Annotated in this window: 10 protein-coding genes and 4 pseudogenes; 12 read left to right on the top strand and 2 right to left on the bottom strand. The window is 37.1% G+C overall.

The window, feature by feature from the left end:
• The first annotated feature begins 25 nt into the window (after positions 1–25).
• Positions 26–1,303, top strand: a complete 1,278-nt coding sequence (aceA, locus tag JFT95_RS03860; protein WP_063218745.1) for an isocitrate lyase — start codon at positions 26–28, stop codon at positions 1,301–1,303.
• A gap of 136 nt (positions 1,304–1,439) precedes the next feature.
• On the opposite strand, the gene JFT95_RS03865 is transcribed toward aceA, so the two are convergent.
• Positions 1,440–1,934 carry a DUF6584 family protein gene (locus JFT95_RS03865; RefSeq protein WP_002011284.1) on the bottom strand — a complete coding sequence of 165 codons (495 nt, stop codon included), beginning with the start codon at positions 1,932–1,934 and terminating at the stop codon, positions 1,440–1,442.
• A gap of 275 nt (positions 1,935–2,209) precedes the next feature.
• Between JFT95_RS03865 and cspA the strand changes: the two genes are divergently transcribed.
• The gene (gene cspA / locus JFT95_RS03870) at positions 2,210–2,413 is read left to right on the top strand and encodes an RNA chaperone/antiterminator CspA (protein WP_002011282.1); all 204 of its coding nucleotides are present in this window, start codon (positions 2,210–2,212) and stop codon (positions 2,411–2,413) included.
• A 58-nt stretch (positions 2,414–2,471) separates the two neighbouring features.
• Positions 2,472–2,700, top strand: a pseudogene (locus JFT95_RS29440) (hypothetical protein).
• A gap of 50 nt (positions 2,701–2,750) precedes the next feature.
• Here JFT95_RS29440 and JFT95_RS03875 read toward each other — a convergent pair.
• A complete protein-coding gene (locus JFT95_RS03875) occupies positions 2,751–2,936 on the bottom strand; it encodes a hypothetical protein (RefSeq protein WP_002011281.1) in 186 nt (61 codons plus the stop codon).
• A gap of 293 nt (positions 2,937–3,229) precedes the next feature.
• On the opposite strand from JFT95_RS03875, the pseudogene JFT95_RS03880 reads away from it, so the two are divergent.
• From JFT95_RS03880 to JFT95_RS03920, 9 genes and pseudogenes are all read left to right on the top strand, one after another.
• Positions 3,230–3,316, top strand: a pseudogene (locus JFT95_RS03880) (RNA-guided endonuclease TnpB family protein); the annotation flags it as partial.
• Between the two features lie 49 nt (positions 3,317–3,365).
• Positions 3,366–3,946: pseudogene (locus JFT95_RS03885) on the top strand (competence protein ComK).
• Positions 3,947–4,190: 244 nt separating this feature from the next.
• A pseudogene (locus tag JFT95_RS03890) lies at positions 4,191–4,786 on the top strand (DUF4306 domain-containing protein).
• Positions 4,787–5,140: 354 nt separating this feature from the next.
• A complete protein-coding gene (locus tag JFT95_RS03895; protein ID WP_002011278.1) occupies positions 5,141–5,734 on the top strand; it encodes a TVP38/TMEM64 family protein in 594 nt (197 codons plus the stop codon).
• A gap of 56 nt (positions 5,735–5,790) precedes the next feature.
• Positions 5,791–6,354 (top strand): signal peptidase I, encoded by a 564-nt coding sequence (gene lepB / locus JFT95_RS03900; RefSeq protein ID WP_201051499.1) that lies wholly within the window; start codon positions 5,791–5,793, stop codon positions 6,352–6,354.
• Between the two features lie 117 nt (positions 6,355–6,471).
• Positions 6,472–9,987 carry a helicase-exonuclease AddAB subunit AddB gene (gene addB / locus JFT95_RS03905; RefSeq protein ID WP_201051501.1) on the top strand — a complete coding sequence of 1,172 codons (3,516 nt, stop codon included), beginning with the start codon at positions 6,472–6,474 and terminating at the stop codon, positions 9,985–9,987.
• On the top strand, positions 9,984–13,709 hold the full coding sequence (gene addA, locus JFT95_RS03910; RefSeq protein ID WP_201051503.1) for a helicase-exonuclease AddAB subunit AddA: 3,726 nt from the start codon (positions 9,984–9,986) through the stop codon (positions 13,707–13,709). The genes addB and addA overlap by 4 nt, the downstream gene beginning before the upstream one ends.
• A gap of 23 nt (positions 13,710–13,732) precedes the next feature.
• Entirely contained in the window at positions 13,733–14,011 is a 279-nt protein-coding gene (locus JFT95_RS03915; protein WP_002011271.1) for an RNA polymerase alpha subunit C-terminal domain-containing protein, read from the top strand.
• A 215-nt stretch (positions 14,012–14,226) separates the two neighbouring features.
• On the top strand, positions 14,227–14,934 hold the full coding sequence (locus JFT95_RS03920; protein ID WP_201051505.1) for a DNA alkylation repair protein: 708 nt from the start codon (positions 14,227–14,229) through the stop codon (positions 14,932–14,934).
• The last annotated feature ends 13 nt before the right edge of the window (positions 14,935–14,947 follow it).

Genomic DNA, 14,947 nt, shown 5'->3' on the forward strand with positions numbered 1-14,947 from the left:
GAAACAAGAAAAGGGGATGGAACATATGAAAAACGAAAGAATTGATAAATTGCAGGAAAGCTGGGAATTAGATACGCGCTGGAAAGGGATAACACGTCCATATACAGCTGAAGATGTAATTCGTCTGCGCGGATCGATTGATATTGAACATACGTTAGCGCGCTGCGGTGCAGAGAAGCTTTGGAAATCACTTCATACAGAAGATTATATTAATGCACTTGGGGCATTAACAGGAAACCAAGCGATGCAACAAGTGAAGGCTGGATTAAAAGCAATTTATTTAAGCGGTTGGCAAGTAGCGGCAGATGCGAACCTTTCTGGACATATGTATCCTGACCAAAGCTTATACCCAGCGAACAGTGTGCCAGCTGTTGTAAAACGAATTAACCAAACACTTCAACGTGCTGATCAAATTCAGCATATGGAAGGTAACGGTGATACGGATTATTTCGTCCCAATTGTGGCGGATGCTGAAGCTGGGTTTGGTGGACAGTTAAACGTATTTGAATTAATGAAAGGGATGATTGAAGCGGGTGCATCTGGCGTGCACTTTGAAGACCAATTATCTTCAGAGAAAAAATGCGGGCATTTAGGCGGAAAAGTATTATTACCGACGCAAACAGCGGTGCGTAATTTAATTTCGGCACGTCTTGCTGCGGATGTAATGGGTGTACCAACAATTATCGTCGCTAGAACAGATGCAGATGCGGCAGATTTAATTACGAGCGATATCGATCCAGTTGATCAAGAGTTTATTACAGGTGAAAGAACACCAGAAGGGTTTTATCGTACGAAAGCAGGTCTTGATCAAGCAATTGCACGTGGTTTAGCGTATGCGCCGTATGCAGATCTCGTTTGGTGTGAAACGTCGGAGCCAAATTTAGAAGATGCAAAACGCTTTGCGGACGCAATTCATAAGAAATATCCAGGGAAGCTACTTGCTTACAACTGTTCCCCTTCTTTTAACTGGAAACAAAAATTAGATGAAAAAACAATTGCAAGCTTCCAAAAAGAAATTGCATCATACGGTTATAAATTCCAGTTCGTAACGCTTGCTGGATTCCATTCATTAAATTACGGCATGTTTGAATTAGCGCGTGGTTATAAAGAGCGCGGCATGGCAGCGTACTCTGAATTACAACAAGCAGAGTTCGCAGCAGAAAAAGATGGTTACTCTGCAACGCGCCATCAACGCGAAGTAGGAACAGGATACTTTGATGAAGTAGCACAAGTAATTACGGGCGGTACTTCATCAACGACTGCTTTAAAAGGATCTACGGAAGAAGAGCAGTTTACGAAATAAAGGTATAAGTAGGTGCCCCCAAAAATATTTTTGGGGCACTTTTCTTATTTATTATTACGTCGCTGACATTGTTAAACTTTGTCGGAAAGTTGATGTAATTTTATTTGTCGTCGTATTGTGGGACGTTCACTTCTATTTAAAATATCCAATCCAATATAGTGAATATACCAACGATAGCAGTAAAAAGAAGGAATGCGAATAATGATAGACAGCCCCATGTAAATAGTTTGTCTTTCCATGTTTCTTCATAATCATCAATTAGTTCCTCTATCACTTTTTTCTGCAATGGCTGTAAGGGACGTTCGGTGTGTAGTCCTGTAATAATGTTACGATCTCCTTTGAATTTTAAAGCACGTACAATATGATAAGAGTCGTTTCCCATCGATTTTTCAAATTGTAGACATGCCGCGTGCATAACATCTGTTTTCTCTTTTTCAAGATACCAATACCGTCCAGCCATTTCTGGGTATTGTAATGTAAAGTAAATGTCACCGAGTTTTTTCCTAAGTGCTAATTCATTCGGATAAGTAGTGATTAATCCGTGTAATCTATCTCTTGCTTTTCCAAGGTTGTTATTTTCAATATCTTTTTCAATTCTCTTTAATGTTTTTTTAGGGATTATTTCTGTCATACACGCCTCCTTATTAGAATAGGTATGGTTATATTTTATAAGAAATACTAAAATTTAGAAATTTTATTTTTAAAAAGATTGTACATTCTATTTTAAGTGTGTTATGATAATACCAGTTGAATAATTAAATTAAGCAATCCATATATTATCAAATGCCGAAAACAAACGGGAAAAAGTATGTGAGAACTAGTTTATGTTTCGAATTTGATAATGTGTGGATTCTTTTTTTATACATGAAGACTAAATAAAATGTATTTTCGTAGGAGGAAATAATTATGACAGTTACAGGACAAGTAAAATGGTTTAACAACGAAAAAGGCTTCGGTTTCATCGAAGTTCCAGGCGAAAACGATGTATTCGTACATTTCTCTGCAATCGAAACTGATGGTTTCAAATCTTTAGAAGAAGGCCAAAAAGTTAGCTTCGAAATCGAAGATGGCAACCGTGGACCTCAAGCTAAAAACGTAATCAAACTATAATTTTATAGTTTATTATAGAAAAAAGGATGGCTTATGCCATCCTTTTTTTGTTGTTGAGATATACGATATTTATATTAGTAATAAAGACAGCCTAAAAAGTACGATTGAAGAAATAAAGGCGTACTCGAAAACTTATGAAAATGATAAAGTGACGGTAATTGATTTGAGGAAGTCTCATTCTCGGTATTTAGATCAAGAACCATATATAATCATAGTACAGGTTGAAAGAGATACAGAGAATCTTGGAAGAAAAAATAGTAGGTTTTTTTGAGGGTGAAGAAGAATGAAGGAAATGGCAATCAGTATGTAAAAAGGGCTTTCCGTAAAGGAAGGCCTTTTAGTGTTCTTTCACAGCTTTTTTCTTTTCACGTTTCTTGCATTCTGGACATTTAGATTTACGAAAAGGCTTCGCGAAGAACAGTAAAATAAAAAATAAACCGAATATAATACTCGCTGAATTTTTTACGATAACAATGCTACTATTTTTCATTTGAATTGTTGGATGATCTTGCTTTTCTTCCATGAGAGACCTCCGTATATTTGATTTATATTTTAATTATAGCAAAATTAATTGCTGTAATTATATGAAAAGGGGAATGTGTTAAACATATTACAAATGATATAAATTCTTTTTTCGTATATAGAATCCTTTTTTTATACAGATTATTCTTTTGATATCCATATATTGTTATTAACATATTTGTATTATATTTGATTTATTATAAGTATTTGTAAAGAATCGCATAATGTAAACCATTTCCTTTTCGTAGGTGCTACTATAAAAGGGAAATGAAGAAGGGAAATTAAATAGCAATCGAAAATTTAAAAAAGAGAGGTGAAAAATCTGTTACTAACAAAAGAGCGAGTATAGATAAAAATATTCTTAGTGTGCAAAAACTACATACTCTAAGGATATACATTTGCCTATATTTGTAGTAGCAGACAGTAGACTATGGAAAGTAAAGTAGAACGTTATGTCGAAAACTATGTTGTAAGCAAAAATACAATGGCCTTACTTCCTGTTGTTCTAGGAGAAAAAAAGTTGTTACGCGAATTGTAGAAATGGAAGATTCTTTTTTCGTATTTCAAAAGCCTCTTGATATTATAGAGAGAAGTTGCCGGAAGCATGGTTCTAGTTTCTTTGGAAGAAAAGAAGGAACGAAGGAGTTAACTCGTATTACACATAAAGCTCCTATCGCAATTAGCCCGACAGATCAACTTTATTTTTTCCCTACGTATTCTTATTCTCGAAAAGAGTGTGCGTGGTTATCTCATTTTCATATTGAAGATAATAAAGAATTAAAAGATGGAAATCTTATTATTAGATTTATAAATGGTTTCGCTGTGAAACTAGAAATTTCAAAAAGTAGCTTTGAAAATCAGCAAAATCGTACAGCGAAATTACGGACAGAGTATGAAGATCGTAAGAAAAAACAAGGAAATCCTTGCTTTAAAGAGATTGATAAAAATGAAGAATCTAAATTAACACCAGCATATGAGAAAGTGTATTTTGTGAAGGAAGGCGAAGTGTGAGAGGGAAAGGATGGGGAGACTCATCCTTTTTGATTTTGTTATATATACTATTTGCACGGTAAGATTCATAAATAAAACAAGGTTAATTTCCTGAATTTTCGTTCTCTAATAACTTAAGGTGATATATAATTACAATATAAGGGTTATTTTCCTAAATATACTTAATGTAGTGTGATTATATATCGTTTTATATTCGCGGTATACAGGATAGTTCTTTCCTTATTATATAAAAAAGGGGGCTGTTATGTTGAAAAGGACCATGTTATTTTGGGCGCAATATATTCTTGTTTTGCCTATATTATTTCTTACCTTTATGTTTACTGGTTTCGTTGGCAGTCAGTTAATGATAGGTGCTGATAAACAACATTTTATTTTTACGCCTCAAAATGCAACAGAATATAGTCAAATTAGTGAAATTGATAAATTGCTATTTGCTTTTTCAATTCAACCAGTTGTCACCATAGTATTTCTTCTATCGATTGTGTACGTACTGACACTTATTGTCTTTCAAATTATTGAATGTAAGAAGGAAAAAAGATATTACATAGTTTACAATATATGGTTCTCATACCGATTTTTCTTTACTTGTGGTTAGGAATAATGCAATTTTCCGCAGTTGATTTAACTTGGATAGATAATTGGCAAGAGCACCTTATATTCACTCCTACTACTATAACGAATGAGCAAGATATATATATGATTGATAAGTTTTTATACAAATTTCGAATGTTACCTATTCCAAGTACAGTATTAATACTATCTTTCTTATATTTATTAATACTTATCGTGATTGATAGTATACGCTTACTAAAAAAGTTTCTTGTAAGAACTAGTCATTAGAAAAGGAGAATTGTTTGAAGGTATAACAATTATTTGTCATTACTCATTTCCATACAGGTAGAAATAACCTTACGCGTAGTAAGGTTTTTTTGAAACTACAGATTGACACTTTCTGTAGTTTCTTCTTTTTTATAATATGTAACAGTTAAGTTATAATCTGTGCGTGGTGTCTAAATTATTCTCATGTCTTGTCGAATATTGAAAGATTATCATAGCATAATAATGAAGGAATTCTAGCGAATGATATGGAAACTTTAATAAATACATCTCCATATGTCGTATCTACCATTTCCTCTTTCATTTAAGCAATGATACAGTAGAGGTAGTAATTAGAGTAAAGGGGTAAAGTGTAGAATGGATTTTCAAACGATCAAAGAGTATTTTTCACCAGAAAATATGGATCATATTGTTGAAAGTTATCGTGCGTTCGGACCGCTTCTCGGTATTGGCTTACCGATGATTGAGGCGCTTATTCCGGCATTGCCACTCATTGTGTTTGTGTTGGCGAATGCTGTTGCATTTGGTTTTTGGTTCGGTTTTCTTTATTCATGGATTGGGTCAGTAATTGGTGCAATGCTTGTATTTTTCATTATTCGTAGCTTTGGAAGAAGTCGTTTCTTTTCTTTTGTAAATAAGCATGAGAGAGTGCGAAAAGCGATGGGATGGATTGAAAGAAAAGGGTTCGCGCCAATCTTTGTTATATTTTGTTTTCCGTTCACACCATCTGCGCTTATAAATGTTGTAGCTGGTTTGTCTCGCATTAGCGTAAAACAGTTTGGACTAGCATTAGCATTTGGAAAGCTTGTTATGATCTTTATTTTAACGTATATCGGTCATGATTTAGTCTCATTTATTCATAAGCCGGTGAAATCGGTTATTGTGGGCGTTGTTATTTTTATTTTATGGTATGTTGGTAAAAAAATTGAAGTAAAGTTAGAACTACATTAGGAAAAGTCTTCTTTGTAAAGATAAGCTTCATCATTAAAGGGCGAAGGGAGAAGCGAATGAAGAAAACTTTGAAAAAAGAAGGGCTAGAGTGGGTAAGAACAATTTTAATTGGTGTACTATTAGCTGTATTTTTTCGAACGTTTTTCTTTTCAACGTACGTTGTAGAGGGGAAGTCAATGATGCCGACATTGCAAGATGGAAATATGCTCGTTGTGAATAAGGTGAGTTATCAAGTAGGGGACTTGAATCGATTTGATGTCGTCGTTTTTCATGCGAATAAAAAAGAGGACTATGTAAAGCGAATTATCGGTTTACCTGGGGATCATATCGAATATAAGCATGATAAATTATATATAAACGGACAATTCGTGGATGAACCTTATTTAGAGACGTATAAGAAAGAGATAAATGGACGGCAATTAACAGGTGATTTTAAATTAGAAGAATTAACGAAAGAAAAGTTTGTACCACCTGGTTCTATTTTTGTAGTTGGCGACAACCGCCTTGGTAGCTGGGATAGTAGGCACTTCGGTTTTGTGAAAGCTGATACAGTTGTCGGTAAAGTTGATTTACGATATTGGCCGATTCGAGAGGTGCAAACGAATTTTTCAAAAGGTTGATATAATAAAATGAAGTATAAGGAAAAGACAAACGAGTATGTTTGTCTTTTTTATCGTCCTATAATACAATTATGGTAGCAAACTAACGTTCGTTATGTAAGTGAAAGGTGGGGTTACATGTCACTTCGATTTGTGATTGGTAGAGCTGGAAGTGGAAAAAGTACACTTTGTTTACACGAAGTGCAAGAAGAGTTAAAACAGCGCCCAAGAGGGAAAACAATATTATATCTTGTGCCAGAACAGATGACATTCCAAACGCAGCAGGCGTTAATTGGGAGTGAAGAGGTAAGAGGTTCTATTCGGGCACAAGTTTTTAGTTTTTCGCGATTAGCGTGGAAGGTGCTGCAAGAAGTTGGCGGAGCGAGTCGTCTTCATATTGATGAAGCCGGTGTACATATGTTACTTCGTAAAATTGTAGAATCTCGTAAAGATGGATTATCGGTGTTTCAAAAAGCAGCGGAGCAAAACGGTTTCTTTGAACATCTTGGTAGTATGATTGCGGAGTTTAAACGTTATAATGTGACGCCATCTAACGTATATGAAATGTGGCAACAATTAGATGCGCATAGTAGTAGTGCAGAGCAAAAGCTACTAGCGAATAAAGTGTATGATTTACAGTTACTATATGATGATTTTGAACGTGCTTTAATCGGAAAGTATTTAGATTCAGAAGACTACTTACAATTATTAATTGAGAAGCTTTCAGACTCTGAGTATGTAAAAGGCGCGGAAATTTATATAGATGGATTCCATTCATTTTCTCCTCAAGAGCTAGAAATCGTTAGAGGGCTAATGAGATTAGGAACAAGAGTAACAATAACATTAACGATAGATGAAAAAACGTTAGCGCAGCCAGTGAATGAACTAGATTTATTTTATGAAACGACGTTAACGTATGAACGAATAAAACAAGTAGCGCGTGAAGAGAAAATAGAAATTGAAAAAACAATTCCACTTATGGAACAACCGCGTTTTCATTCTCCAGCATTAGCTCATTTAGAAACGCATTATGAAGCGCGTCCGAATGAAAAGTATCATGGTGAAGCGAGTGTAACAATTAGTACAGCAGCTAATTTACGAGCTGAAGTAGAAGGTGTAGCTCGTGAAATTAGAAGACTTGTGGCGGATGAAGACTATCGTTACCGAGATATCGCAGTCCTTCTTCGTAACGGAGAAAGTTATTACGACGTAATGCGAACGTTATTTACGGATTATAATATCCCGCATTTCATCGATGAAAAACGCCCAATGTCACATCATCCGCTAGTAGAATGTATTCGTTCTGCACTCGAGATTATTAGCGGGAATTGGCGTTATGATGCAGTATTTCGCTGCGTGAAAACAGAGCTTTTATATCCATTAGATGTAAGAAAAGAAGCGATGCGCGAAGAGATGGATGAGTTTGAAAACTACTGTTTAGCGTACGGTGTACAAGGGAAGAGATGGACTTCTGAAGATCCGTGGATGTATCGTCGTTATCGTTCTCTTGATGATGCGAGCGAAATGATAACAGACAGTGAGCGTGAAATGGAAGAGAGAATAAATCGACTTCGCGACGTTGTAAGAACGCCAGTTATTCGTATGCAAAAAAGACTGAAGCGTGCTGGAACAGTTATGCAAATGTGCGAAGCGGTATATTTATTTTTAGAGGAGCTTGACGTTCCGAAAAAACTAGAAGAATTACGTGTTCGTGCAGAAGAAAATGGAGATTTCTTATTTGCGACAGACCATGAGCAAGTATGGGAAGAAGTGATGAATCTTCTTGATACGTTCGTTGAGATGCTTGGCGAAGAGAAGATGTCCCTTTCAATGTTTACGGAGGTTATGTCGACAGGTCTTGAGGCACTTCAATTTGCGAACATTCCGCCGTCACTAGATCAAGTGTTAGTTGCTAACATTGATCATTCTAGATTATCAGATATTAAAGCGACGTTCATTATTGGAGTAAATGAAGGAGTGATTCCAGCAGCGCCTATGGATGAAGGTATGCTTTCTGATGAGGAAAGAAATGTTCTCACCGCTGCAGGTATCGAATTAGCACCAACGACGAGACAAACTTTATTAGAAGAACAGTTCGTTATGTATCAAATGGTGACGAGAGCATCTGAGAAGTTATACATTTCCTGTCCGCTTGCGGATGAAGAAGGAAAGACGTTACTTGCTTCTAGTTTTATTAAAAAAATAAAAAGAATGTTCCCTGATGTGAAAGAATCGTTTATTACGAATGATGTAAATGACTTATCGCGTTCGGAACAAATCTCATATGTAGCAACGCCAGAAGTAACGTTGTCTTATGTCATGCAGCAACTGCAAACGTGGAAGCGATACGGATTTGAAGGGAATTTAGACTTTTGGTGGGACGTATATAACTTCTACGTTACTTCAGATGAATGGAAGCAAAAAAGTAGCCGTGTGTTATCAAGTTTATTCTACCGAAATCGTGCACAGAAACTAAGTACAGATGTAAGTAGGGATTTATATGGAGATACAATTAAGGGAAGCGTTTCTCGTATGGAACTATTTAATCGCTGTGCGTACGCTCATTTTGCCCAGCACGGTTTATCGCTAAGAGAGCGTGATATTTTCAAACTTGATGCGCCAGATATCGGTGAATTATTCCATGCAGCGCTGAAGAGAATTGCAGACAAGCTATTACGTGAAAATCGGACTTGGGCGGATTTATCAATAAAAGAGTGTGAACACCTTTCTGCTTTAGTAATAGAAGAAATTGCACCGTTATTACAAAGACAAATTTTATTAAGTTCGAACCGTCATTTCTATTTAAAGCAAAAACTACAACAAATCATTTTCCGTACGTCACTTATTCTTCGTGAACACGCGAAGTCGAGTGGATTTGTACCAGTTGATTTAGAAGTACCGTTCGGTATGGGCGGGACTGGATCTCTTCCGCCAATGGAATTTGCGTTGCCAAATGGTGTGAAGATGGAAGTAGTTGGCCGTATTGACCGTGTTGATAAGGCGGAAGATGAGAGTGGTACGTTCCTTCGTATTATTGATTATAAATCAAGTTCGAAAGCGTTAGATTTAACAGAAGTGTATTACGGACTCGCACTTCAAATGTTAACGTATTTAGATGTTGTTACTTCAAATGCACATACGTGGATGAAAAAGGGCAGTACTGCATCACCGGCGGGTGTATTGTATTTCCATATTCATAACCCGATTGTTGAGATGAAAGGCGATGCATCTGAAGAAGAAATTGAGAAAGAAATTTTAAAGAAATTTAAAATGAAAGGTCTCGTACTAGGAGATGCTGACGTTGTGCGTTTAATGGATAATAAACTTTCAACAGGAAGCTCTGATATTATTTCTGCTGGTCTGAAAAAAGATGGTAGTTTTAGTGCGCGTTCTAGCATTGCAAGTGAACAAGAGTTTAACGTACTTCAAAAATATGTACACCACTCGTTTGAAAATATCGGAAAAGACATTACAGAAGGTGTTATCGATATTGCTCCTTACAAAAAGGGGAATAAAGCGGCATGTACGTTCTGTAACTTCAAATCTGTTTGTCAATTTGATGAATCACTTGAAGATAACCAATTCCGTACGTTAAAAGATATGAAAGATAGCGAAGCGATGGAGAAAATTAGAGAGGAGGTTGGCGGAGAATGATAGAAAATTGGCCTCAGAAACCAGAAGGTAGTCAATGGACAGATGACCAGTGGAAAGCGGTTGTAGCGAACGGACGTGATATTTTAGTCGCAGCGGCAGCTGGATCAGGGAAAACAGCGGTATTAGTTGAACGTATTATTAAAAAGATTATAAGTGAGGAAAATCCAGTCGATGTCGACCGCCTGCTCGTTGTAACATTTACGAATGCAGCGGCGCAAGAAATGAAAAATCGAATTGGGGAAGCGTTAGAAAAAGTATTAATTGATGGGCCAGGTTCACAGCATATAAGAAAGCAGCTTAGCTTATTAAATAAAGCTTCCATTTCTACAATTCATTCATTTTGTTTACAAGTTATTAGAGGATATTATTACATGCTTGATGTCGATCCTCGTTTTCGTATTGGGAACCAAACAGAAAATGAGTTATTAAAAGAAGAAGTGCTAGATGACATATTAGAAGAAGAATATGGAATCGAAGATAATAGTATTTTCTTTGAACTAGTTGATCGTTATACGAGTGACCGTAGTGACGATGACTTACAACGAATGATTTTAGCGCTTCATACAGAATCAAGAGCGCATCCAAACCCGGAGAAGTGGCTTGATAAATTAGTAGAAGCATACGACGTTGAAGGAAAGACGATTGAAGATTTAGTGTACGCTTCTTACTTATTAGAAGATGTGAAGTTTCAGCTTGAAACAGCGGAAAAGCATATTCGTAAGGCGACTGAACTCGCAATGCTTCCTGATGGTCCAGCGCCTCGCGTTGAAACTTTACAAGCGGATTTAGCTTTACTTGGAACGTTATCCTCAGCAGCTCGTGGATCGTGGACAAGCGTTTATGAAGCGATGCAAAATGTATCGTGGCAAACGTTAAAGCGTATTAAAAAAAGTGATTACAACGAAGATGTTGTAAAACAAGTAGATTCTCTTCGTAATAAAGCAAAAGATGAAGTGAAGAAATTACAAGAAGAGCTATTTAGCCGCAGACCCGAAAGTTTCTTACGAGATTTTCAAGATATGCATCCTGTATTAGAAAAACTCGTGAAGCTTGTAAAAGTATTTACAGAGCGTTTCCAAGCGATTAAGCAAGATAAAGGAATGGTCGATTTCACAGATTTAGAGCATTTCTGTTTGCAAATTTTAAGCGAGCAAAGTGAAGGCGGTGAAATGAAGCCGTCAGCAGTAGCACTTCAATATCGTAATAAATTTGCTGAAGTACTAGTTGATGAATATCAAGATACGAACTTCGTACAGGAATCAATTATTAAATTCGTAACGAAAGATTCTGAGAGTGAAGGAAACTTGTTCATGGTTGGTGACGTAAAACAGTCAATCTATCGTTTCCGACTAGCAGAGCCTGGTTTATTCTTAGGAAAATATAAACGTTTCACACAAGAAGGATCGGGCGGCGGAATGAAGATTGACTTAGCGAAAAACTTCCGTAGCCGTCATGAAGTGCTAGCAGGTACGAACTTTATTTTCAAACAAATTATGGGCGAAGAAGTCGGCGAAATCGATTATGATGCTGACGCTGAATTAAAGCTAGGTGCTAGCTATCCAGAAGGTGAAGATGTAGGGGCAGAGCTATTATGTATTCAGCAAACTGAGGAAGAAGTGCAAGACGGTGAAGAAGGTGCCGAAGTAGAAAAAGCGCAGCTTGAAGCTCGTCTTATGGCGCAGCGTATTAAAGCAATGGTCGATTCAGGCTATGCAGTGTATGATCGTAAAACTGATAGTATGCGCCCAGTGCAATATCGTGATTTCGTTATTTTACTTCGCTCCATGCCATGGGCGCCGCAAATTATGGAAGAGTTAAAACTACAAGGAATTCCGGTATATGCTGACCTTGCGACTGGTTACTTTGAAGCGACAGAAGTAAATATTATGATGAACGTATTCCGCGTCATTGATAACCCGATGCAAGATATTCCGCTTGCAGCTGTACTTCGTTCACCGATCGTTGGACTAAATGACGAAGAACTTGCGACGCTTCGTGCTCACGGAAAGAAAGGCTCGTTTTATGAAGTGATGAGCTCATTCTTAAAGGGAGCGCCGCTTGAAGAAGAACAAGAATTGCATGATAAATTAGAGTGGTTTTATAACTTACTGCAAGGGTGGCGTGAATTTGCGCGTCAACAATCTCTTTCTGATTTAATTTGGAAAGTGTACGGTGAGACAGGCTATTACGACTTTGTCGGCGGTTTACCAGCCGGAAAGCAAAGGCAGGCAAACTTACGCGTACTATATGATCGCGCAAGACAATATGAAGCAACATCGTTTAGAGGATTATTCCGCTTCTTGCGCTTTATTGAGCGTATTTTAGAACGCGGAGATGATATGGGAACGGCGAGAGCCCTCGGAGAACAAGAAGATGTTGTTCGCATTATGACGATTCATAAAAGTAAAGGGCTAGAGTTCCCAGTCGTATTTGTAGCTGGACTTGGTCGCCGTTTTAATACACAAGATTTAATGAAGCGTTTCTTACTTCATAAAGATTTCGGTTTCGGTTCACAATTTATCGATCCTCGTAAACGAATTAAATATACGACATTATCGCAACTAGCGATTAAGCGTAAAATGAAGATGGAATTAATTGCGGAAGAAATGCGCGTACTATACGTAGCGTTAACACGTGCAAAAGAGAAGTTAATTTTAATTGGAACAGTTAAAGATGCAAATAAAGAAATGGAAAAATGGCTCGATGCAAGAGAGCATAGTGAATGGTTATTACCAGACCATATACGCGCTGGAGCATCTTGCTACTTAGACTGGATTGCACCTTCCTTATATAGACACCGTGATAGTGAAAGGCTTCTTGAATTAGGACAAGGAAATATTCCAGGCGAAATTTATGAATATAGTGCTAGCTGGAAAGTAGAAGTTGTTGAAGGAAAAGATTTACTTGCGCCAGAACCAGTTCAAGAAGAGAAACAAGAGTTATTAGAAGCGCTTCGCGATAAAAAAGCTGTTCCGTTAGAAAGTGAACGGAAAGAAGAAGTGTACGACAGATTAATGTGGGAATACGGGTATGCGGACGCGACATCTCACCGTGCGAAACAGTCTGTTACAGAAATAAAGAGAAATTATCAATCTGAAGAAGGTAGCGATAACGCCTTTATTAAAAAACTTCGTGCACCAATTAAAACACGTCCGCGCTTTATGGAGAAAAAAGGGATAACATACGCAGAGCGAGGGACAGCAGTCCATGCCGTTATGCAGCATGTAGATTTGAAGAAACCAATTACGATCGAAGTTCTTCAAGAACAAATTGCAAGAATGGTAAATAAAGAACTATTAACATTTGAACAAGCTGAAGAAATAGCGATTGAAAAGGTAATTTCATTCTTTGACAGTGACTTAGGTAAAAGGGTATTAGCAGCAAAAAGTGTTGAGCGCGAAGTACCATTTACGATGATGCTTTCAGCAGAAGAAGCGTATCAAGATTGGCAAGGGAAGAAAGGCGAATCAATACTTGTCCAAGGGGTTATCGACTGCATGATCGAAGAGGAAGACGGAATTACTTTAATCGACTTTAAAACAGATACGATTGAAGGAAAGTTCACAGGCGGATTTGATCAAGCGAAACCAATTTTAGAAGACCGATACAAAGTACAGCTTTCACTATATGCAAAAGCACTCGAGAAAAGCTTAAAACATCCTGTGAAAGAGAAATGTTTATATTTCTTTGATGGAAATCATGTTGTAAATATTGACGAATAGAGCTTAGAAAGGGGCTATGGATTATGGCGACGTTAAGAACTTGTGATCAAGGACACGAGTACTACAAAAGTAGCGATTGTCCAACTTGCCCAACCTGTGAGAAAGAGAGAAAGCCAAAAGAAGGCTTTCTTTCTCTTCTTTCAGCACCAGCAAGGCGAGCGTTAGAGCACCATGGAATAACGACTGAAGCAGAACTTTCAAAGTATAGTGAAAAAGAAATTTTGAAACTGCACGGTATAGGGCCAGCATCTTTACCTAAATTGAGAGCGGCTTTAGAAGATAAGGGATTATCATTTAAATAAAAAAACTAATCATTAGCGGGGAGTAGCATCTTCATTAATGATTAGTTTTTATAATCGGTATTAATTAGCTAGATAAACGCGTATAACGAAATCCCATTTTGAAAATCGTAAATCGATGGACAAAACGCTTTAAAAGATGGAGTTATGAAGTATAGAGAACTTGATAAAGAAGATAAGCGAATTGATTATAATATTGAGGAAGGAAGTGCAACACGATGGATTTTGAAACAGTAATGCAAGAGCTTGAAACTCTCAGCAAGGAACGAACTAAAAAAATATACATATCCAATGGTGCAAAGGAGCCACTTTTTGGAGTAGCTACAGGTGCTATGAAACCAATCGCGAAGAAAATAAAAATCAATCAAAGTTTAGCTGAAGAGCTTTATGCTACAGGTAACTATGATGCGATGTACTTTGCAGGCATTATTGCAAATCCAAAAACTATGAACGAATCGGATTTTGATCGTTGGATGGATGGGGCGTACTTTTATATGCTGTCCGATTATGTGGTGGCAGTAACTTTATCAGAATCAGATTTTGCACAAGACGTTGCTGATAAATGGATTGCAAGTGGTGACGAACTAAGAATGTCAGCGGGCTGGAGTTGCTACTGCTGGCTTTTAGGGAATCGAAAAGACCATGAATTTTCCGAAAGTAAGATTACCAATATGCTAGAAGTTGTGAAAAATACAATTCACGATGCGCCAGAACGAACGAAATCCGCTATGAATAATTTTCTAAACACTGTGGGGATTTCATATGTGCCGCTACATGAAAAGGCAGTTGAAACTGCAAAGGAAGTAGGCATAGTGGAGCTAAAACGGGACAACAAAAAAAGCAGTTTTCTAAATGCTTACGAAAGTATTCATAAAGAACTTGATAGAGGAAGACTCGGGTTCAAACGTAAATATGTAAGATGTTAAAATTAAAAGAAAC

Source organism: Bacillus sp. TH17 (genome assembly GCF_016651125.1).
Classification (GTDB): domain Bacteria; phylum Bacillota; class Bacilli; order Bacillales; family Bacillaceae_G; genus Bacillus_A; species Bacillus_A mycoides.